Origin of the sequence: Streptococcus suis, assembly GCF_019794615.1 — a bacterium.
GTDB lineage: Bacteria > Bacillota > Bacilli > Lactobacillales > Streptococcaceae > Streptococcus > Streptococcus suis_AI.
The window spans coordinates 1-19,332 of sequence record NZ_JAIMDU010000012.1 but is presented as its reverse complement, the minus strand read 5'-3'; the positions used below and the strand labels follow the sequence as shown (position 1 = coordinate 19,332).

Here is a 19,332-nt window from a genome sequence, read left to right as displayed (position 1 = left end):
TTCCTCTAAAAACTTTACAGTTGATTGACAAGGTTTACAAGGTTGTCAATATTGATTGACACTTATTTATCTCTTTTGACATTCTCTATGTAGAAACTAGTTTTCTCTTCTAAGCTTCGAAGATATTCTTCCTCATAGTCATAAAGGGGCGTTGGAAATTCTCCATCAAAATACGCCACACAGAGCCCACCCTTTGGTGCATCTGTTTTTATACCAATCGAGTCTATCAAACCATCTAATGACAGATAGGTAAGGCTATCAGCTCCTATAATTTCACAAACCTCATCTACAGAATGATTGGCTGAAATCAGTTCTCTACGTGTTTGAATATCAATTCCATAAAAACATGGATACTTCAGTTCAGGACTACCGATAGCAACATGGACTTCTTTCGCACCAGCATCACGTAACAGTTGGACAATACGACGACTCGTTGTTCCTCGAACAATTGAATCGTCAATCATAACCACGCGCTTATCCTTAACAACACTGGAAACAGCTGATAACTTCATGCGAACACCCTGTTCCCGTAATTCCTGTGTAGGCTGGATAAAGGTCCTTTGAATGTACTGATTTTTTATCAGCCCCATCTCATTTGGCAAACCGGACTCCTCTGCAAAACCCATTGCAGCTGAAAGTGATGAATTTGGCACACCAACAACAATATCTGCTTCGTGTTGAAATTCTTGAGCCAAACGGCGCCCCATATTTTTTCGGGCAGTATGAACATTTATCCCATGAATGACAGAATCTGGACGCGCAAAGTAGATATATTCCATCGAACAGACTGCAAGTTGTGTATCCGTCGTATAGGTATCATAGCGAATTCCTGAATCATCAATAATGACCATCTCTCCCGGCTCAACATCACGAACCCATTCTGCTCCAACAACTTCAAACGCACATGTCTCGCTGGCAACGACCCAAGCCCCGTTCTTCATCTTTCCAATAGATAATGGACGAAAACCGTTTGGATCCAAGGCTGCAACCATTTTATCTTCTAACATAATCAAGTAGGCAAATCCACCCTTGACAGTATTAAGAGCTTCCTTGATTTTACCCATCAGGTCTGGATTATGACTGCGACGAATCAAATGCATCAAAATTTCAGTATCAGATGAACTTGAAAAAATCGAACCATTTTTTTCTAATTCTGCCTTTAAACTAACTGCATTAGTCAAATTGCCATTATGAGCTAGTCCAACTTGCATATCTGAAAAATCAAAGAGAAAAGGTTGAATGTTATGGATAGAAGCTGAACCTGACGTGGCATAGCGAACATGACCTATCGCTGCTCTCCCAGTGAGACGTTCTAGGTCTTCTGACTTTTTAAAAACATCCGCAATCAACCCTGTATCCCGATGACGACGTAAATGTCCTTCATCATTTGCTAAAATCCCTGCGCCTTCTTGACCTCGGTGCTGCAAACTATGGAGTCCAAAATATGTGACCTGAGCAGCTTGCGGATGACCCCAAATCCCAAAGACTCCGCATTCTTCATTAAGTGATTTAACTTCGTACATGTTATTCCCTTTATTATGTTTATTCAACCAGAATGATGACTGAACTTTCTTATTCTGTAAAATAGCGAACCGCTGATGCAAATAAGCCCTGGTCTTTATTCCCCGGAATATTTTGGAAGAGACCAGTTTCATAACGCTCTGAATGTCCCATTTTCCCAATGATTTGACCATTGGCACTAGTAATTCCTTCTATCGCATGATATGAGCCATTTGGATTGTATTTTGAATCCATACTTGGTTGACCAGTGAAATCCACGTATTGACTGAAAATTTGGCCATTGTTGCGCAAAACTTCAAATTCTTCATCAGTAACTACAAATTTCCCTTCACCATGAGAAACTGGAATAGCGTGAATATCTCCAACTTGAACTCCTGATAACCATGGAGAATTTACATTAGCAATGCGTGTCTCAACCATTTTTGCAACGTGCTGGTTAGCATCGTTATAGAAGAGAGTTGGACTGGTTTCCACTACTTCTTCAAAATTCCCATAAGGTAATAAGCCTGATTTAACAAGGGCTTGGAAACCATTACAGATTCCGATAATGAGACCACCTTTTTCGATAAACTGGTCAATAGCTGAACGGACCTTGGCATTTCGCAAGATAGTCACGATAAATTTAGCAGAACCATCTGGCTCATCGGCTGCTGAAAAACCACCTGCAAAGAAAAGAATATTAGCCTTGTCAATATTGTCCACCATTGTGTCAACGGAATGTTCGATACTCTTTCCATCTAAGGTTACAAATGGCACTAGATTTACCTGGGCACCAGCTTGTTCAAACGCCTTGGCTGAGTCATACTCAGAGTTAGTTCCTGGGAAAACTGGAATGTACACCAGTGGAACATCAACTTTTTTCTTGGCTCTACGAATCGTTGTTTTCGCAATGGCTGGAACATCCTCTATAGAAGTGTTTTGTTTAAATTCTGTCGGATAGACCTCTTCAAGTTTTCCTTCAAAAGCAGCTTGTACATCTTGTCCAAATAACTTGACACCATTGACAACAAGTGTAAACTCTTCAGTTGTCTGTCCAATTTTCACTGCTCCTGATATTTCTTCAGTAGAAGTAAAGACAAAACCACCTAATTGACCTGTCAGACATGTTTCTACGGTTTCTAATTCAATTGTCGCACCAATCTGATTTCCAAAGGTCATAAGAGCTATACTTTCTAAAACACCACCATACTTAACAGCACTTGCTGCTGTAATCGCATAAGTATTCTGCCATTTTTCAAAAGTCTCAAAGTTTGACTTGATGAATGTAAAATCTATGTCTTCCGATAAAATTTGACCTGGAAGATAATAGATATTCTCACTGGTTGTTTTGAACTCAGGAGAAAGAACCTTGCGACTATCTGCAGTGGTTACACCAAAAGCAACTAGTGTCGGAGGAACCGTTAGTTCTTCAAAAGTACCAGACATAGAGTCCTTACCCCCAATAGATGGTAAACCTAGCTGAATTTGAGCCTCAATTGAGCCAAGTAAAGCCGCTACAGGCTGTCCAAACCGTTCCGCCTGTTTATCCATTCTTTGGAAATACTCTTGATAAGAGAAACGGGCCTTAGACCAGTTTGCACCTGTTGCAACCAAACGAGCTGTTGCTTCAATCACCGCATACGCTGCACCATGATATGGAGACCACTCTGCTAAATATGGATGGTAACCTTGCGCCATAACCGAAGCTGTTGTCGTCACACCATCTTGGACAGGTAACTTTTGAACGGAACTTTCTGTCGGCGTCAACTGATAACGCCCACCAAGCGGATGATTCACTGTTGAACGACCAACTGAAGAGTCAAAAATAGTCTGCAATCCTTTTTGGCTAGCATGGTTGAGGTCTGAAAGAATTGTCTTCAAATCCTCTTCTAGGGTTTCAGGTGATGTCTGACGTAATTCGGGAAGGTTGACAGCATTGTCAACTACTTTTGCATCAACTACTACACGAACACCATTTGTATCAAGGAAAGAACGTTCCAAATCAACAATCGTTTGGCCATTCCAAGTCATGACTAGATTTGGTTTATCCGTCACTTTAGCTACTACAACAGCATGGATATTTTCTTCACGACAGGCTTCGATAAAAGTTTCTACATCCTCTGGACGAACGACTACACTCATCCGCTCTTGTGATTCTGAAATGGCAATCTCAGTTCCATTCAAACCTGCATACTTGAGTGGCACCTTATCTAAATCTATTTCCAAACCATCTGCTAACTCACCAATCGCTACACAGACACCTCCTGCACCAAAGTCATTCGACTTTTTAATCAGTCGTGTCACTTGTCCATTTCGGAATAAACGCTGAATTTTACGTTCTTCAATAGCATTTCCCTTTTGAACTTCTGCACCAGCTGTTTCGACCGATTCGACAGTCTGAACCTTAGACGAACCTGTTGCTCCACCGATACCATCTCGTCCAGTTTTACCACCAAGTAAGATGACCACATCACCAGCCACCGGTTTTTCACGGACTACATTTTCTTTCGGAGCAGCTCCAATTACCGCTCCAAGTTCCATACGTTTGGCAACGAAACCTGGGTGGAAGTATTCACGGACATAGGTCGTCGCAAGACCAATTTGGTTGCCGTAAGAAGAATAGCCATGTGCAGCTGTTTTTGAAATGATTTGTTGTGGTAATTTCCCATCACGTGTTGCAGTTAATGGTTGAGTGATATCTCCTGCACCTGAAATCCGCATTGCTTGATAGACATAAGACCGACCTGACAACGGATCACGGATAGCACCACCAATACAAGTTGCTGCCCCACCAAATGGTTCAATTTCTGTTGGGTGATTATGTGTTTCATTTTTGAACATGAGAAGCCAAGGTTCCTTCACTCCATCCACGTCCACTTCAATTTCTACTGAACAAGCGTTAATCTCATCAGAAACTTCCATATCATCCAACCGACCATTCACACGCTCATAGCGACCAAAAATAGTAGCCATATCCATTAAAGTTTGAGGCTTATCTGATCGACCTAGTTCTGAACGCATCGCAATGTATTTGTCATATGTCGCCTGCAATTGCTTTTGGAATTTTGAAGCTGAAAAATCAATCGTTCTGAGTTCTGTTTCAAATGTCGTATGCCGGCAGTGATCACTCCAATAAGTATCTAAGACTTTGAGCTCTGTTTCAGTTGGAACTCGACCGATTGATTTGAAATAGTCTTGGATAAATAATAAATCCTCCACTTCCATGGCCAAACCAACTTCACGCTTATACATCGCAAAGTCTTCAGCACTATAGTTTGCAAAAAATTCCAAATTTGGAATAGAGCTATCTGAAACAGAAAATTCCTGTTCCAGCAAAGGTGATTCCATATCTTTGAAACGAGAATCAACAGGATTAAGAAGATAATTCTTAATTGCAGCCAATTCTTCTTCTAGTACATTTCCATTTAAGATAAAAAGCTGACCAGTATGAACACGTACATTTTGACGGCTACCCAATAAAAGGAGAGCCTCTTGACTACTAGCTGCACGTTGATCAAATTGACCAGGGAGAGCCTCAATGGCAAAATAGACTGAGCTTTCTAAACCCAGTTCTTCTTCCAACAACGCCTTATCTGTTACCTGTTCCATGAAGATATGCTTAATCGCTTGTTCAAGCAATTCTTCCTCTAAATTGAAAATATCATATACCTGTACTAATCGAAGACTGGATAGACTAGTCAACTGCAAATTGTGAACCAATTCTTCGAGAAGAGCTTCTGCCTTAATTTGAAAATCTGCTTTTTTTTCAACAAAAATACGTTTTGCCATATTCAAGATACCAAGTCCGACAAGAAAAGCTGTCTTACACTTAGAAATCACCAAATACATTTAGTGGATTCTCAGTCTAATCATATTTTTCCGGACGGTTTCAATCCCTTTCTAAAATCCCCTATTTCACGCTCTGCAATTTTTCTAAAACAATCTCATAAACATCGGTCAACTCTCCAAGACCACGACGGAACACATCTTTATCAAGATGGTTTCCATCCACATCCCACAGACGACAATTATCCGGTGAAAATTCATCAGCCAATACAATTTGTCCTCTTTTATCAAATCCAAATTCCAATTTGAAATCTACCAACGTTAAACCAATCTGAGCGAACAGCTCTTTCAAGAGAACGTTGATTCGGCGAGTTTCTTCTTTAATATAAGCAATATCCTCTTGGCTAGCTATATTGAGAAACGTAACATGTTCATCATTAATAAAAGGGTCATCCAGCTCATCTTTTTTATAGTAAAACTCAACAATAGGATGAGTTAACTCAATACCTTCTTCCACACCAAAACGTTTTGAAAATGATCCAGCTGTAATATTACGCAATACCACCTCAAGAGGAATGATATCCACCTTCGCATTTAATTGTTCCGTATCTGATAAACGCTTGATATAATGCGTTTTTACACCAGCCTCATTTAACTTTTCAAAAATAAGCGAAGAAATCAGATTATTAAGCCGACCCTTCCCAGCAATCTGTTCTTTCTTACCACCATTAAAAGCCGTTGCCTGATCCTTGTACACTGCAACAATTTGATTATCATTACTTGTAGCAAAAATATCTTTAGCTTTTCCTGAATAGATAAGGTCTGTTTTCATAAAAATGTTCGCCTTTCACAAATTATTCTAACCTTTTTGTTTATTTTATCACAGCTTGTTCGTATATTCAAGAAATACCTTAATCTTCCTGTAAAAGTAAAGAAAAACGCCCGTAAACTACGAACGTTTTTGTGTTTCTTTATAAACAAAATCAACAATATCAGAAAGGGTTTCAAAGCGCTCAATTGCAGCATCTGGAATATCAATTCCAAACTCATCCTCCAAATTTAGCACAAATTCCATAATTTCAACAGAATCTGCAGCAATATTATCAGCCAAAGTCGACTCAGGTTGAACATTGAAATCCTCACCTTTTTCATCTTGAATCAATTCAACAACCCGCTGATAGACTTGTTCTCTATTCATTGTCTTCCTCCACTACAGAAAATTTGGCAACTGATTTGTCCACAATACCAGCTTCCAAAATCGAACGCGTCTGTTTAAGAGTGTAGAAAATTGATTGAGCATCGCTGGATCCATGGGCCTTGATAACTGGGGCTTTTAGACCAAGCAAGACAGCACCACCTGCAGTTTTATAGTCCATCGCCCCCAAGGCCTTTTTCAAGGTTGGCTTAACAAGTAGACCACCAATTTTAGCACGCAGACCACCATTCTTGATTGAGCCAGTCAACTGACTAACGATGGATTTTGCAGTCCCTTCAACTGTTTTCAGCACAGCGTTTCCCGTGAAACCATCCGTCACGACCACATCCGCCACACTGTTGAGCAACTCACGCGCTTCCACATTGCCAATAAAGTTAATCGACTTGTCTTCCGCCAAGAGTTTATAAGCCTCTTGGTGAACTGGCGTGCCCTTGGTATCTTCCGTACCGTTGTTCAAAAGTCCGACACGAGGTTGTTTGACTCCACGCACGTGCTCCGCGTAAAATGAGCCAAGAATACCATACTGATAGAGGTGATGAGCTGTATTTTCAGCATTTGCCCCCAAGTCCATCATATCAAATCCCTTACCGTCCATAGTCGGCAAGGTAGACATAAGACCAGGACGGTCGATGTTCTTGATGCGACCGACGACAAAGACGCCTGCCGCCAAAAGAGCACCTGTATTTCCAGCTGACAAGACCGCATCTGCCTGACCATCCTTGACAGCCTTGGTCGCTAGGACCATAGAAGCCTCTTTCTTACGACGAATAGCCTTGACCGGCTCGTCATCTGAATTGATTTTCTCAGTCGTATGGACGATACTGACACGTTCTGTCGCTGTCAAATACTGCTTGATTTTAGCCTCATCACCATAAAGTTGAATGTCAATGTCTGGAAAGGCAGCCAAGGCTTGATTGACACCTTCTACCACTGCCTGAGGGGCGTGGTCCCCACCCATAGCATCTACTGCAATACGTTTCATCTATCTAGTTCCTTCACTTTAGTCTTAGAGATATTATAGCACGATTTCAACTTTTTTCCTATTATTGAAAATAGCAGAGCAAATAAAACACCCCCTTCTCTCAGCAAGAAAAGGGATAACACCTTAAAACTCCATCTTTTTAAAATACTTCAATGTCAGATAGGCTAATACCGTCGAATAAACCAAGGTAACCAAAACAGATGTTCCTAATGTTGAAAACAGGCTTGCTCCTTCATACAAGGCATTAATATTACCAGTTGGAAAGAAACTAGCCAAACCAAATACACCTAAAATACTTGACCCAAGTGAGTAACCAAAGGCAACTGCCATAGTCGCTCCGACCCCTGAGTACAAGGAAACACAAGCAGCCAGTAAGACACAGACCAACATATCTAGCATACCACCAAGGATACTTTGTGCAAATCCTGCATTTTCTGTCGCATTCAAATGATCCCAGAAAGTCAAGGTCGCATAGTCCAAATGACCAATACGTGTGTAGTAATAAACTACCATCACCAATAGAAAGATTCCTGTATAGATGAGGACAATCGTCACCAGACTCAAGACCTTGGCCCAAAAGATGTCCTGACGCTTGATATCCTTATAGAGAAACATGGTATGGCTATCTGCCTCACCCTTGAAGACCGTATAAGTTAGATAAAAAAGGGCTAAAATCGGGAGAACAAAGTCACATGCAGATTGAAAGATTAAACTAGTTAGAGCAACGAATGATAAAAGATAGCCATTCGTCACATGTGGTACCATAAAGTTAGAACCTTTTGGTAAAAAGGTTGAAGCCAGAAAAAGGGTCGGAAAGAGGAAGGCAAAGGCAAGGAAAATCTTGGTTTCCTTCCTCTTCCAGACACTGGCAAAAACAGGTTTAAAAATTGCTAACATACTATTCACCTCGACTAAAAATTTCTTTCAAGTGGTTTTCTTTTACATGAAGCTTGCTGATCAAGTTTTGACTAGCTAGGTAGGCTAGGACAGCATTGAGTTCTCCGCTATTTGCCTGGGTAGAAATCTCTAGGACATCCCCATCCAGAGTAATCGCTTCTGTCAGATAGGCTGAGAGAGCTTCCTTATCTGCTCTGCCATTGACCTCTACCAAGACGCTTGGAGCTGACTGCCCAGCAAACTCATCTGCCAACTGACCTTTTTCGATATAGACATAGCGCTCACAGAGAGCTTCCAACTCGCCAAGCTGGTGACTAGAAATCAACATAGAGATATTACGTTCCTGTGACCAAGACTTGAGAATATCAATCAACTGTTGGACACCGACAGGGTCCAAGCCCACAAAAGGCTCATCTAAGATAAGAAAGTCTGGCTCTGCTACCATCGCGATAGCCAAAGCCGTCCGCTGTTTCATACCAAATGAGAATCCTTTTGGTTTACGATTGCGCGCCTCCCACAAGTCTAAGAGCTTGAGGGTCTTTTCTATATTTGGAAACATCTCTGTCCTACCATGCAAAGTCAGGTAAAACTTCAAATTATCAATAACCGACATCTCTGGATAGAAAACAGGGTCAATCATAATCCCAAAATCCTTGAGCAAGTTATCTGCCGTATGAATATCCACACCATTATAGGTAATGGTTCCTGTTGTCGGCTTGAGGGATTTAGCCATCAATTTCATAAGAGTCGATTTTCCAGCACCGTTTTTACCGATCAGGCCGACGATTTCACCTTTTTTAATCTCCAAACTCACATCTTTCAATGAGTAAAAGTCATTTCCAGCAAATTGTTTTGATAGGTTCTTAATTGTAAGCATTATTATTCTCTCTTTCTTAGGTATCTTTTAATATTCAATTTTTTCAAAATTCTTGCGTGCCGAACGATAGGCCAATCCAAAATATAGCAGGATCAAGCCTAGACTAATAGCAAGGGCAAGTCCAAATGGAAACTGTCCAGCCAGTTTGGTCGCATAGGTTGGTGGGAAAGCATAGCGAAAACCATTTAAGAGTGGGCCTACTTGAGCAAAGAGGTTAAAAAGTACCCCAGTCAAGACAGCCAGTAGGGTTGTTCGCTTGATGGATACTGCCGCTACCAGACTGATTAAAATCAGATTTAAGCCAATCATCGTCAAGATATAGAGCCAACTATAAGCAGCTTGATGAGCAGGAAGCCAGTGGAAACCATACTGGGGTGCAATGGTAAGGACATAGGTCAGGCTAGCGATAAGGACTGTCCCTAAGAAATAAATCACATAGACAGCAAAGAGACTGAGCAACTTGGCATGAAGAATACTGGATTTCTTGATATCCTTGTAAAGAAACAGGATTCCTGAACCAATCTCATCACGAAAGACCGACGATACGATAAAGCCCATGATTAAGGCAGGCAAGACCATCTGGAATTGCAACTCCAAAGCCGACACGATAAAGGAAAGCCAACTACTTGTCACATCTGTGTTGATTTGAGCATCTCCTATCCCAGACAAGCTAGTTACCAACAAGGGCAAGAAGGCAAAGGCTAAAAGAATATTCACATCACGTCTTTTAAAAACGGATTGAAATACTGAAGGAAACAGATTCATAATTTAACTCCTTAGGACTTGATTTGTTTTACAAAAAGAGTATAACCCAAAAGAGCAATAAAAAATGACCACTCTAATGAATGGTCGTTTATTTGTCATGAACGGTAAATGTTATGTTTCAGCCGTCTGTGGCACATGTAGTTCTTGACGGAATCGAAAAGCCTGACTAGTCGTCACCAGTCTAATAGATGGATAGTGTGACAGGATTTTCTGCACATTAGCCAAACCAATCCCTCGCCCCTCTCCCTTACTGGATTTTCCATAAGAAAAGATAGATTTTGTTTGAAGCCGTTCTTCCGCTGTGCTATTTTCAATGATAAGGATTTTTTCACCTTGGTCTTCAAAATAAGCCACAAGCAGACTCTTCTCAGCTGACAGACTGGCTGCCTCTATGGCATTGTCTAAAAAGATTGATAAGATAGTCACCATATCCAGCAATTCGATTCCTACTGGAGCAGTGCTGGCTTCTTCTATCTCAACGGTCAGCTGAATCCCCCGACTTTGAGTTTCCATCAGCTTAGCAGATAAAATACTTTTCATCGCAGTATTATCCAGATGAGCTAGATTTCCAATATCATAGGCATCTTGATAAAATTTCTGGTCTGTCCCTGCTAAAACCGTTTGATAGATAGCCTTGATTTCACTGACATCTTCCTGCTTGATAGCTTCATTGAGACTGACCAAGATATTGGTATAATCATGTCGAAAACTTCTAATGTCCTTATACAGGCTTTCCACATGCTGACTGTAGTCTTCTAAAGAAGATAATTGAGTATCCTTGGCCTCCTGCAATTCCTCAGTCAACTGCTCTTTTAGCTTGGTATTGAGGAAAAAGAGACTACCGATAAAGTAGGCAAAGTAAATCTTAATAAAATCTAGATAAACCTGACTGTCCCCTATACTAATAGCTACTGAAAAGTCCATTTCGCCTACTGATTGCCCAAAAACAAGTAACGCATGCACCACAACAACATAGAAGAGCATAGAATAAATTAGGTTCTTGAGACTCTTTTTAAACTTAGGGTAAGCAAAAACCTTCTTCATGTGCTGAAAATCAATTCCCAGCAAACGGATAAAGGTCCGATAAAAAGGAATAAAGAGCAAAAGGACCACTACCACAAAGAGAATATCTAACCATTCCAAACCTGTCTGCCATAGTTGAAAGGTTGTCCACTTAAGCTGGTAAATCCCAAAGGTTCGCTGAAATAAATCAACCAAGACAAAAGGTGCCAAACCGTAGAACAAGGATTGAGACCAAGTCCAAGACCGATGAAACACCAAGAGATAGACCAGGAAATAAAAGGGTTCAAGGTAGGGAATACTGTCTGGAAAAAGGATGAATAATCCCGAAAATAGACCTGAGAAAACAAGCAATCGCCACCATTTCAAGCTCAGCTGACTCAACTGGTTAAACACTCCAAGCTTGATAAACCAGTCGGTGAAGGACACTAGAAAAATGAGAACAATCGCTATCATTTACCCACCCTCTCCAGCAAACCTTTCAGTTTCATTCGAGAGACCAAGCAAGATTCCTCCTGTTCAAAATACACCATCCTCTCCACAGCATCCACACGAAGAATATTAGCAGGGTTGACCACATAAGCCCGATGGCTCTGGTACAATCGTTCATCCGTTTTAGCAATATCCGACACCTTGCCATAAAACTCTGTATGACCTGACTTGGTTGTCAAGACAACCTTATGAGGCGTTGAAGAGGTTTCAAAATACAAAATATCTGAAAAAGGAACTTGAATCTGAGAAAACTCACTCTTGAAAACAAAAGCATCATCGCTCACCGTCTGGCTGATATGATGGTAAGCATGTTGGAGAACATCTGCCACTGCTTCCTTAAAGGCAGGCTCATCCAACCCCTTATCAATAAAATCAAGAGCTGACACACGGTATTTATAGGTCAAAGGCATAAATTCCGAATGCGTCGTCACAAAAACAATCACAGCATGCGGATCACGCGCTCTTATCTCCCGCGCAATCTCCATCCCTTTCTTCTCCTCCCCTCTAATCTCAATATCTAGGAAAAAGAGCTGATGATTTCCAGTCTCTGTCACAGCCTCTAATAACTGTTGTGGCTTACCAAACACTTCCAATGTCTTGTAGGTAACGTCACTCGTTTTTACAACTTCCTCAATCGCCTGCTCCAACCTAGCTTGTTGCATAAAATCATCTTCCAAGATAAAAATCCGTAACATCTCATCCCCCATTCATGACAAAATAAAGACTGTTCATGACAGCTCCACCCCATTTTCTCTAAAATCTCCTATACTAAGATATATCAAAGAAAGGAAAGGAACCTACATGATTTATATCCTAAAACCATTCTTCTATCCAAACACGATAGAAAGGATTTTAAACCAACTTGGGCGTCCCTTCCAAGTCAAACACAAGGAAGATTTTCTAGTCGCCCATCAAATTAACTACTATTTTATCATAAATACCCCTCAAAACATATTCTGGGATGGAATGAAGGTAGCAAAAACCATTCGCCAGAGAGATGACACTGGACAGCTCATCTTGATTGATGAAGAGCCTGACTACCAAGTCTGCTTCCGAAGCCACCTCTCCTTCCTAGCTGTCCTGACACCACACCAAGCCCAAACAGAATTAAGGGAATACCTACAAAACAGCCCTCTCCATTGAGAAGGCTGTTCTTATTCTTCTGACTTCATAATCTGCCCCCAAGAAGACAAATCATCTATAAATTTCTTTGATTTTAAGTGAATTCCCACATATTCTTCATACAACTGGTCAATAAAAAGACGTAATTTTCGCTTCATCTCAGGCTTGATGGAGATGGTTTCCAGCTCATCAAAGGAAATAGCCTGAAATTGATCAAGTAAATAGGGAACATTAGGATCCAGATAAGCCCGTCGTTCATCTTGTTGATAGTGTTGCGGACATAAGACCCCGCTGTACTTGTAGGAATAGTCAAAAGGCTGACCTACCCGATGACAGAAAGCACACTCATGAAAATTCAAACTAACACCAAATCGACCCAATAGCTGAATTTCAAAGATATTGGTTAAAATTTCATAATCCAGACCCGACTCCATCAAGTCCAAGGTTTTGACCAAAAAAGCAAAAAGAGCTGGATCATAAACCTTGTCCTGCAAGGCCGCATCTGCCAAAGCTAATATATAGGTGGCATAGCTGAGCTTGAAAATATCACCGTTAATTGATTTAAATGGCTGTACCTGATGAAAATCTTCTATATAAGACAAACCATCATCATTAATTTTGACAATAAAATCCGCATGTATCAACGGCTGAATAGATGCTACCAGCTTTGATTTAGAAGCATGTTTTACAAAAAACATTCGCTTGCCAGACTTCTCAGTAAAGATTTTGACCAGTTTATCATCTTCTCGGAAATCTTGATTATAAAGGACGATTCCTCTGGTTTCAATTCGTTCCATTTTCTTTAAGATATTCTTTCAAACGAGCCATAGCTGTTTGAATTGTTTCCATACTTGCCGCATAAGAAATACGTACATACCCTTCCCCGTATTTACCGAAAGCTGCACCTGGAATAAAGGCAACTGCTTTTTTCTTAGCAAAATCCTGTAAAAAACTAAATGAATCCTGATTGTATTCCGCAGGTATTTTGGCAAAGATATAAAAAGCACCATCAGGTTTGATAATCTTAAAGCCCAAGTCAGTCATCTTTTCGATGATATAATCCCGACGCTTGACATATTCCGCCCGCATCGGTAGGGCATCATCCTTACCATTTTTTAAGGCCTCCACTGCACCATATTGCATAGCTGTCGCTGCGGCTGTTACTAGATACTGGTGACTTTTAATTATTTGAGCAATAATCGGAGCTTGACTCATAATCAAGCCAATCCGCCATCCCGTCATAGCATGAGATTTAGAAAGTCCTTGAATCAAAATGGTTTGCTCTGGTAAAAATTCTGCAATTGATGTATGTTGCTGACCAGTATAAGTCAACTCTGCATAAACCTCATCAGACAAAACAAAAATTGGATACTTCCGAATGACATCAGCAAAAGCCTGAATTTGCTCCCGTGAGTAAGTCACACCCGTTGGATTGGCAGGATAGTTAAGAATGACAGCTTTTAGCTTATCCCCCTGCTCAATAATCGCCTCTTCCAACATCTCAGGTGTCAATACAAAATCATTAGCAGTCGTATCGATTTCAACGATGTCTGCCCCTACCATATTAACAATAGGTTCATAACCAGGGTAGGCAGGAGCAGGCAGGAGAACAGTATCACCAGCCTCCAAAATAGCCACTAAACTAGCTGATAAAGCCTCGGTCGCACCGATCGTTGATAAAACCTCAGTATTTGGATTGTAAGTTAAATTGTATTTTTCAGCTACAAATTCAGCCGCAGCTTCACGCAAATCCAGCAGTCCAGCCATACCTGTATAGTGACTTTGGTTCGCATCAATTGCCGCTTTTGCTGCCTCTTTTACATGATCCGGTGTTGTAAAATCTGGCTCTCCCAAGGTCAGTTTTAAAATCCCAGGCACATCAGAAATTGACTGATCAAATTGACGAATCATTGATACCTCAATTCGATTTAAATTTTTATTGAAACGATTTAATAAATCCATACTGTCACCTCAAAAACATATAGAACTATTATAATATAATTTCCAAATAAATGTAAAAAAGAAGAGTCATTTAACTCTTCTTATACGTATTAACCACGACTTGTTTCAAACAAAGGTGACAGTGGACGTTTTTCATGAATACGAATAATAGCTTCTGCCAATAATTCAGCTGTCGAAATGTGTTCAATCTTGTCAATCAAGCGATCCTCAGCAATCTCTATTGTATCCAAAACAACTAATTTCTTAATAGCTGATTTACTAATGTTATCCATCGCTGGTCCTGATAAAACCGGGTGAGTACAAGAAGCATAGACAGCTGTTGCACCCGCTTCTGCTAACGCATCTGCAGCATGACAAATCGTACCTGCTGTATCAATCATATCATCAATTAAAATACAGGTTTTCCCTTTAACATCACCAATAATATTCATAACTTCTGATGTATTCATCTTATCAACGCTACGACGTTTATCAATGATTGCAATCGGTGTCTTTAAGAATTGAGCTAATTTACGAGCACGAGTCACACCACCATGGTCTGGAGATACAACCACATAGCCATCTCCTACCATACCACGACGCTCAAAATAATCACCAATTAAAGGAGCTCCCATCAAATGATCAACAGGAATATCAAAGAAACCTTGAATTTGCGCGGCATGTAAATCAATTGTTAACAAGCGATCAACTCCGGCTGTCTGTAACATATTTGCAACCAATTTAGAAGTGATTGGCTCACGTGCACGTGCTTTACGGTCTTGACGTGCATAACCATAGTAAGGCATAACAACGTTTACTGATTCTGCAGATGCACGTTTTAGAGCATCTACCATAATCAAAATTTCCATTAAGTTATCATTGACTGGTGAGCTAGTTGATTGAAGAATGTACACATGAGTACCACGGATAGACTCTTCAATATTGACTTGAATCTCACCATCTGAAAATTGACGAACACTTGATTTGCCCAAAGGAATCCCTATGATGTGTGACACTTTCTCTGCTAACTTTTGATTAGATGATAGTGCGAACAATTTTAAGTCAGTAAATGACATGACTGCCTCCTATATTTTTCTACCTTTATTATTTTAACGTTTTTTACACCATTTTTCAATTAAAAATAGAGCGCATTCACATTGCACTCTATTAAAATTCAATTAATATGGAGGATAGACGTAATAGACAGCTCCCTCTGACGTAGTAGTGGGATTAAACCAGCCACGATGGTTACCAATATAACGACGGCCCATATAGTTAGACTCTGACACTTGAATGTTTGTAGAACTTTCAACAGCTGTAACCAAGGCCACATGACCATATGTTCCACCGACCCAAACAGCAACTGCACCAACTTGTGGAGTTGTTCCAACACTGAAGCCTTCTGCACGAGCTGATGCAACCCACTGATTAGCATTTCCCCAATAAGGACCAACCCATGATACTTGTGATTTAACACCCCATGTACATTCACCTATAGGATAAGATGAAGCATCGTATCTTGCATTATTAGATGCAGCAGATGAACCGCTCGAAGTTGTAGTTGAAGATGAAGTTGTAGACGTAGTAGATGAAGAACTTGCTGTGGCAACTGGTTGCTGTACTGCAACTTCAGCTTGACTTTGCTCAGAAACTGATGCTGTTTCTGTAACAGTTGATTCCACAACAGGAGTTGAAACTGATGCCACTTGTTGTTGTACGGCAGCCTGTTGTTGTGCTGCTTGTTGTTGTGCCAAAGCAGCTTGTTGTGCTTCATATGCAGCTTGACGTGCAGCAGCTTGACGTGCAGCTTCTTCCGCCGCAGCTTTTTCAGCCAACAATGCTGACTTCTCACCTTCAGCAGTTGCTTTTTCAGCCGCAAGATTCAACTGAGCAGCTTTTAATTCAGCTTGACGTACCTCTAAAACTTGTGCATCATCTTCTAATTTTTGACGATTCGCAGCCAAGGTATTGATAGCTTCTTGGTTTGCTTTTTGTTTTTCAACAATTACTTCTTTATCTGTTTTTTGTTGTTCTAACATACGATTGTTAGCAGCAACGATTTCACGCATCGCATTAACGCGAGAAACAGCATCAACAATTGATTTTGAATCTAAAATAGTATTAATATAACTTGAAGCTGAAGCATCCACCTGTGCACTACGTGCTTGCTCTTTTAAAGCACCGTCACGAGAAACAATATCTGCAGATAAACGTTCAATTTCAGCCGCCAATGACGCAGACTCGCTTTCTAAACGAGTATTCTCTTCATTCAATTTAGCCTGCTCAGCCACAATTTCGTCAACCTGACCTTGAATTTCATCAACTTGTTGTTGCGCAGCAGCTTGTTGAGCAGTTAGACTACTAATCTCTTGGTTTTTAGCCTCAATCTGACTGTCAATATCATTCGCGCTAATCACAGCCACATAACTAACATTCGATAAAACAACGGTACTCAACATCAATGTAGCTAAGATTTTTTTCTTCATACTAAGTTTGACTCCTCTTTCATTTTCTGACTCTATCATTTTAACAAAAAAAAAGCGTAATAATATTACGCAATTATTACATTTTTATGTCTTATATGTAATGTCAAAAAACCGCTGAAACACAGGTCTTAAGACACAAAATATACCTGTATTCACAAGTAAACTCGGTAACAAATTATAGAATGTAAAAATAAAAATAGATAAGTTTGTTAAGTGAAAAATTCTTGCAAAAATATAGCTAACAAACTCAAAATAAAAGATCATCAGTAAGAAAACCAAAAGATCTAAAATCCAACTTCGATTAAAAGATCTATAAAAATGATAAACAATAAATAATAACAAGGGTAATATTGTAGTTGCTATGCCAAGTATATTAAGGTAATATTGATCATAAATAACACCCAATAAAAAAAACATAGTCACTGAAGAAGGTAAGGGAACAACATCAATCATGTATAGGCCAACTAACAATAAAAGGTGACTTGAAATAGAAAAACTACTAATAGATGCTACAGAAAAAATTGTCGAAAGTTGACTATCTATCAAAAACATCAAAAATAAAAGAGGAAATGCCAAAAAGCGCAAGGAATCAAATTTCATATCAATTCTCCACTAATAAAACCGTATAAATTTCAGAAAAATCTGTAGTAGGTTCAATATACACTTCACGATTCAAATTGTTACTTGTAGTTGATACAGATTTCACTTTACCAACTTGAATATTTGACGGAGTTGTTCCAGCTAAATCACTTGTTACAACATTGCTTCCAGCTTCAATTTCATTCAAAGAATTCAACTGATTGACTACAAAAGTATTAGAATCTGAATCATAACCAGATAAAATACCATAAATTTCACCAGAATTAGTAGAGATCTTCACAGGAACTTTAGTAAAATCATCTGAGTTAGTCAATAGTTTAACATTGGACGAAGATGAATCAACATTAGTCACAATCCCAGCTAAACCACCGTTCGCAACAACTAACATATTCTCAACAACACCCTGATTCGTACCAGCATCAATAATTAATTGTTCAGTCCAAGTAACTGGATTTCGAACCAAAACAAAACTGGAAATAAAAGATTTTTCAGGAAATGCAGCTACAATTCCCAAATCATTTCGAAGAGAAGCATTCTCTAAGCGCAATGATTTATTTTCCTCATCAATAGCATCGAAACTCGCAATTGTTTTCTTCAATTCCTTGTTCTCTTCAAAAGTTGCTAAAATCTCCTCCATTTTGGACTTTTGAGACGATAAAAATGAGACACTAGGCGCCAACATACGCTCAATTGGACTAACCAACCCAGAAACAAAACTAGAAAGTATTGGAATATCATTACCACCAGAAATTGTAACAAACAACAAAGAAAAGGAAACAAGTAAGAAAATAAAGAAAGCTATAATAATTTTAGATAATTTATTCACAACGCAACCCTCGCCTAAACAATACAATAAAACGAGAATATCCAAAGATAATCTCGTTTACTTACGGAGAATAAGGGATTCGAACCCTTGCGCCAGTTACCCGACCTAACGATTTAGCAAACCGTCCTCTTCAGCCTCTTGAGTAATTCTCCATATTAATTTTTAAATGGGCACGAGTGGAATCGAACCACCGACCTCACGCTTATCAGGCGTGCGCTCTAACCATCTGAGCTACGCGCCCAAGAAAATGAATACTTGGACTCAGCCATGTAATGGCGCGAGACGGAATCGAACCGCCGACACATGGAGCTTCAATCCATTGCTCTACCAACTGAGCTACCGAGCCATAATCCACAATATAAATAGAATTGCGGGAGCAGGATTTGAACCTACGACCTTCGGGTTATGAGCCCGACGAGCTACCTAGCTGCTCCATCCCGCGATAGTAAGTAAAGGAGGATGTGGGATTCGAACCCACGCACGCTTTTACACGCCTGACGGTTTTCAAGACCGTTCCCTTCAGCCGGACTTGGGTAATCCTCCAAATGGACCTTGTAGGACTTGAACCTACGACCGCTCGGTTATGAGCCGAGAGCTCTAACCAGCTGAGCTAAAGGTCCAGCAACAAGTTAATAGCGGCGAAGGGGATCGAACCCCCGACCTCCCGGGTATGAACCGGACGCTCTAGCCAGCTGAGCTACACCGCCAAATATTGAATCGGGAAGACAGGATTCGAACCTGCGACACCTTGGTCCCAAACCAAGTACTCTACCAAGCTGAGCTACTTCCCGATATCATTAAAAATAAAGCTCCCCTAACGTC

17 protein-coding genes and 8 tRNA genes are annotated in these 19,332 nt (G+C 40.2%); 1 reads left to right on the top strand and 24 read right to left on the bottom strand.

Annotated elements, in window-relative coordinates; genetic code table 11:
• Window positions 1-62 precede the first annotated feature (62 nt).
• From purF to K6V43_RS04570, 10 genes are all read right to left on the bottom strand, one after another.
• Entirely contained in the window at window positions 63-1,523 is a 1,461-nt protein-coding gene (gene purF, locus K6V43_RS04615) for an amidophosphoribosyltransferase (protein ID WP_024392871.1), read from the bottom strand.
• Window positions 1,524-1,572: 49 nt separating this feature from the next.
• Window positions 1,573-5,289: a phosphoribosylformylglycinamidine synthase gene (locus K6V43_RS04610; RefSeq protein WP_160864440.1), complete on the bottom strand. Its 3,717-nt coding sequence runs from the start codon at window positions 5,287-5,289 to the stop codon at window positions 1,573-1,575.
• A 121-nt stretch (window positions 5,290-5,410) separates the two neighbouring features.
• The gene (gene purC, locus K6V43_RS04605; protein WP_222381951.1) at window positions 5,411-6,118 is read right to left on the bottom strand and encodes a phosphoribosylaminoimidazolesuccinocarboxamide synthase; all 708 of its coding nucleotides are present in this window, start codon (window positions 6,116-6,118) and stop codon (window positions 5,411-5,413) included.
• A gap of 117 nt (window positions 6,119-6,235) precedes the next feature.
• Complete coding sequence (locus K6V43_RS04600; protein WP_024405027.1) at window positions 6,236-6,484, bottom strand: phosphopantetheine-binding protein; 249 nt, start codon at window positions 6,482-6,484, stop codon at window positions 6,236-6,238.
• Entirely contained in the window at window positions 6,477-7,484 is a 1,008-nt protein-coding gene (plsX, locus tag K6V43_RS04595; RefSeq protein ID WP_222381948.1) for a phosphate acyltransferase PlsX, read from the bottom strand. Before plsX ends, K6V43_RS04600 begins: the two co-directional genes overlap by 8 nt.
• Before the next feature lie 123 nt (window positions 7,485-7,607).
• The gene (locus K6V43_RS04590; protein WP_222381945.1) at window positions 7,608-8,381 is read right to left on the bottom strand and encodes a hypothetical protein; all 774 of its coding nucleotides are present in this window, start codon (window positions 8,379-8,381) and stop codon (window positions 7,608-7,610) included.
• A gap of 1 nt (window position 8,382) precedes the next feature.
• Complete coding sequence (locus K6V43_RS04585) at window positions 8,383-9,258, bottom strand: ABC transporter ATP-binding protein (RefSeq protein WP_222381943.1); 876 nt, start codon at window positions 9,256-9,258, stop codon at window positions 8,383-8,385.
• Window positions 9,259-9,285: 27 nt separating this feature from the next.
• Window positions 9,286-10,023, bottom strand: a complete 738-nt coding sequence (locus K6V43_RS04580; protein ID WP_222381941.1) for a hypothetical protein — start codon at window positions 10,021-10,023, stop codon at window positions 9,286-9,288.
• A 111-nt stretch (window positions 10,024-10,134) separates the two neighbouring features.
• A complete protein-coding gene (locus K6V43_RS04575; protein ID WP_222381939.1) occupies window positions 10,135-11,499 on the bottom strand; it encodes a GHKL domain-containing protein in 1,365 nt (454 codons plus the stop codon).
• Window positions 11,496-12,230, bottom strand: coding sequence for a response regulator transcription factor (locus K6V43_RS04570; protein WP_222381937.1), 735 nt, complete (start codon window positions 12,228-12,230; stop codon window positions 11,496-11,498). Before K6V43_RS04570 ends, K6V43_RS04575 begins: the two co-directional genes overlap by 4 nt.
• A 106-nt stretch (window positions 12,231-12,336) precedes the next feature.
• Between K6V43_RS04570 and K6V43_RS04565 the strand changes: the two genes are divergently transcribed.
• The gene (locus K6V43_RS04565; protein ID WP_222381935.1) at window positions 12,337-12,678 is read left to right on the top strand and encodes a hypothetical protein; all 342 of its coding nucleotides are present in this window, start codon (window positions 12,337-12,339) and stop codon (window positions 12,676-12,678) included.
• Between the two features lie 11 nt (window positions 12,679-12,689).
• Here K6V43_RS04565 and recO read toward each other — a convergent pair whose 3' ends face one another.
• The 14 genes from recO to K6V43_RS04495 all read right to left on the bottom strand — a co-directional run bounded on the left by recO (window position 12,690) and on the right by K6V43_RS04495 (window position 19,301).
• Window positions 12,690-13,454, bottom strand: a complete 765-nt coding sequence (gene recO / locus K6V43_RS04560; protein ID WP_222381933.1) for a DNA repair protein RecO — start codon at window positions 13,452-13,454, stop codon at window positions 12,690-12,692.
• Window positions 13,441-14,619, bottom strand: coding sequence for a pyridoxal phosphate-dependent aminotransferase (locus tag K6V43_RS04555; RefSeq protein ID WP_222381931.1), 1,179 nt, complete (start codon window positions 14,617-14,619; stop codon window positions 13,441-13,443). The genes recO and K6V43_RS04555 overlap by 14 nt, the downstream gene beginning before the upstream one ends.
• An 89-nt stretch (window positions 14,620-14,708) precedes the next feature.
• Entirely contained in the window at window positions 14,709-15,674 is a 966-nt protein-coding gene (locus K6V43_RS04550) for a ribose-phosphate diphosphokinase (RefSeq protein ID WP_172055140.1), read from the bottom strand.
• 102 nt (window positions 15,675-15,776) lie between these two features.
• Window positions 15,777-17,084, bottom strand: a complete 1,308-nt coding sequence (gene pcsB, locus K6V43_RS04545; RefSeq protein ID WP_222381928.1) for a peptidoglycan hydrolase PcsB — start codon at window positions 17,082-17,084, stop codon at window positions 15,777-15,779.
• 84 nt (window positions 17,085-17,168) lie between these two features.
• Window positions 17,169-17,684: a rod shape-determining protein MreD gene (mreD, locus tag K6V43_RS04540; protein ID WP_024405038.1), complete on the bottom strand. Its 516-nt coding sequence runs from the start codon at window positions 17,682-17,684 to the stop codon at window positions 17,169-17,171.
• 1 nt (window position 17,685) lies between these two features.
• Window positions 17,686-18,510, bottom strand: coding sequence for a rod shape-determining protein MreC (gene mreC / locus K6V43_RS04535; protein WP_172006778.1), 825 nt, complete (start codon window positions 18,508-18,510; stop codon window positions 17,686-17,688).
• Between the two features lie 64 nt (window positions 18,511-18,574).
• Window positions 18,575-18,662, bottom strand: a tRNA-Ser gene (locus K6V43_RS04530).
• A 15-nt stretch (window positions 18,663-18,677) separates the two neighbouring features.
• Window positions 18,678-18,751: transfer RNA gene (locus tag K6V43_RS04525), tRNA-Ile, on the bottom strand.
• Window positions 18,752-18,783: 32 nt separating this feature from the next.
• Window positions 18,784-18,856 (bottom strand) — tRNA-Phe (locus K6V43_RS04520).
• A gap of 22 nt (window positions 18,857-18,878) precedes the next feature.
• Window positions 18,879-18,952: transfer RNA gene (locus K6V43_RS04515), tRNA-Met, on the bottom strand.
• Window positions 18,953-18,963: 11 nt separating this feature from the next.
• Window positions 18,964-19,053, bottom strand: a tRNA-Ser gene (locus K6V43_RS04510).
• Window positions 19,054-19,056: 3 nt separating this feature from the next.
• Window positions 19,057-19,130 (bottom strand) — tRNA-Ile (locus K6V43_RS04505).
• A gap of 13 nt (window positions 19,131-19,143) precedes the next feature.
• A tRNA-Met gene (locus K6V43_RS04500) sits at window positions 19,144-19,217 on the bottom strand.
• Window positions 19,218-19,227: 10 nt separating this feature from the next.
• Window positions 19,228-19,301: transfer RNA gene (locus K6V43_RS04495), tRNA-Pro, on the bottom strand.
• Window positions 19,302-19,332 lie beyond the last annotated feature (31 nt).

Excerpts from the sequence above, each read along its gene's own strand:
- K6V43_RS04600 (WP_024405027.1), bottom strand. The coding sequence starts at position 6,484 with ATGAATAGAGAACAAGTCTATCAGCGGGTTGTTGAATTGATTCAAGAT.
- K6V43_RS04590 (WP_222381945.1), bottom strand. The coding sequence starts at position 8,381 with ATGTTAGCAATTTTTAAACCTGTTTTTGCCAGTGTCTGGAAGAGGAAG.
- purC (WP_222381951.1), bottom strand. The coding sequence starts at position 6,118 with ATGAAAACAGACCTTATCTATTCAGGAAAAGCTAAAGATATTTTTGCT.
- mreD (WP_024405038.1), bottom strand. The coding sequence starts at position 17,684 with ATGAAATTTGATTCCTTGCGCTTTTTGGCATTTCCTCTTTTATTTTTG.
- K6V43_RS04555 (WP_222381931.1), bottom strand. The coding sequence starts at position 14,619 with ATGGATTTATTAAATCGTTTCAATAAAAATTTAAATCGAATTGAGGTA.
- pcsB (WP_222381928.1), bottom strand. The coding sequence starts at position 17,084 with ATGAAGAAAAAAATCTTAGCTACATTGATGTTGAGTACCGTTGTTTTA.
- K6V43_RS04550 (WP_172055140.1), bottom strand. The coding sequence starts at position 15,674 with ATGTCATTTACTGACTTAAAATTGTTCGCACTATCATCTAATCAAAAG.
- purF (WP_024392871.1), bottom strand. The coding sequence starts at position 1,523 with ATGTACGAAGTTAAATCACTTAATGAAGAATGCGGAGTCTTTGGGATT.
- recO (WP_222381933.1), bottom strand. The coding sequence starts at position 13,454 with ATGGAACGAATTGAAACCAGAGGAATCGTCCTTTATAATCAAGATTTC.
- K6V43_RS04580 (WP_222381941.1), bottom strand. The coding sequence starts at position 10,023 with ATGAATCTGTTTCCTTCAGTATTTCAATCCGTTTTTAAAAGACGTGAT.
- K6V43_RS04585 (WP_222381943.1), bottom strand. The coding sequence starts at position 9,258 with ATGCTTACAATTAAGAACCTATCAAAACAATTTGCTGGAAATGACTTT.
- plsX (WP_222381948.1), bottom strand. The coding sequence starts at position 7,484 with ATGAAACGTATTGCAGTAGATGCTATGGGTGGGGACCACGCCCCTCAG.
- K6V43_RS04575 (WP_222381939.1), bottom strand. The coding sequence starts at position 11,499 with ATGATAGCGATTGTTCTCATTTTTCTAGTGTCCTTCACCGACTGGTTT.
- K6V43_RS04570 (WP_222381937.1), bottom strand. The coding sequence starts at position 12,230 with ATGTTACGGATTTTTATCTTGGAAGATGATTTTATGCAACAAGCTAGG.
- K6V43_RS04610 (WP_160864440.1), bottom strand. The coding sequence starts at position 5,289 with ATGGCAAAACGTATTTTTGTTGAAAAAAAAGCAGATTTTCAAATTAAG.
- K6V43_RS04565 (WP_222381935.1), top strand. The coding sequence starts at position 12,337 with ATGATTTATATCCTAAAACCATTCTTCTATCCAAACACGATAGAAAGG.